Annotated in this window: 1 protein-coding gene; it reads right to left on the bottom strand. The window is 80.3% G+C overall.

The genetic code is table 11. The features are described from left to right. Positions 1-104: 104 nt before the first annotated feature. On the bottom strand, positions 105-1,372 hold a 1,268-nt coding region (locus ABD317_RS36950; protein WP_344296454.1), incomplete at its 5' end, for an isocitrate lyase/phosphoenolpyruvate mutase family protein.

The following is a 1,372-nucleotide window of genomic DNA, read 5'->3' on the forward strand; positions in this document are numbered from 1 at the left end:
CGGGCGGGGCCCGGCGCCGCCGGGCGCGGGCGCGTCCCGCCGACCCGGCCGGGGGCCACCCCCCGGCACTGCCCCGACTCGCCGCCCGCGACAACGCGGCGTCCTCACGGATCCCGCCGCACACCGCCGGCCACGCCGCTGTCCGCCCTGCCGTCCGCCCTGCCGTCCGCCCTGCCGTCCGCCCCGCCCGCCGCAGCCGCCTGCACCTCGGCGTACGACGGCGCGTCGAGGTCCGTCGGCCGGCCGTCGCGGATGTCGGTCGCGGCGGCGACGGCCGCGGCCAGGGCCCTGCGGTAGAGCAGCGAGCCGAGGCTGATCCTGCGTACGCCCAGCGCGGCCAGCTCGGGCAGGCTCGGGCCGCCCGGTGCGTACAGGATGTTCAGCGGCACGAGGAGGGCCGCCGTCAGGGCGGCGATCCCGTCCGGATCCGACAGCCCCGGTACGAACACCCCGTCCGCCCCGGCCTGTTCGTACCCGGCCAGGCGCTCCGCGGTCTCGTCCTCCCGGCGGCCGTGCCAGTGGGTGTCGGTGCGGGCGTTCACGAACAGTCCGGGTACGGCGGCCTTGACGGCGGCGATCTTCGCGGCGTGCAGCCCGGCGGGGGCGAGGCCGCCGTCCGGGCGGCCGTCTTCGAGGTTGATCCCCGCGGCGCCCGCGTCGTACAGCCGCCGCGCCAGCTCGGCGACCTCCTCCGGGTCGTCGCTGAAGCCTCCCTCGGCGTCGACGGTGAACAGGAAGCCGCCCCGGCCGAGGCGGCGGGCCAGCGCCACGGTCGCCTCCGCGGTGGCGGCGGCCCCGTCCGGCAGGCCGAGCCCCGCGGCGACGCCCAGGCTGGTGGTGCCGACCGCGTCGAAGCCGCGGGCGGCCAGGGCGGCGCCGGAGGCGTGGTCCCAGGCGTTGGGCAGCAGCAGCGGCGCGCCGGCCCGGTGGTGCAGCGCCGCGAACGGGGTCAGCGGGCGCCGGAGCAGGCCGACGGCCAGCGCGAGGGCGTGCGCACGGCCGGGGCAGACGCGGGGCGGGGCGCCGAAGGCGAGGGGCACGGGGTGCGTACGCTGCGCGGCGGCCACGTCCAGGACGACCGCGTCGCCCGCGGCGATGTCCCGGCCGGCGACCCGGGTGGCGCGGGCGGCGACGCGGCGCGTGATCTGTACCGGTGGCGTCTCCCGGAGCACCCGCGCCAGCGGCGCGTCACCGCCGGCCGCGGCCTCGACCGGCGCCGACGTCGCCGCACACGCCTGCACCAGCAGCCCGATGCGGTTGACGGCAGCCTCCAGGACGACCTCGTCCGCGTCCTCCGGCGCGAGCAGCGCCACCAGCCGGGCCACGGCCCGGTCCGCGCCCGCGGCGGTGGTCGTGCCCGCGCCCGCGCCTG

The organism is Streptomyces synnematoformans, assembly GCF_039531005.1.
Classification (GTDB): domain Bacteria; phylum Actinomycetota; class Actinomycetes; order Streptomycetales; family Streptomycetaceae; genus Streptomyces; species Streptomyces synnematoformans.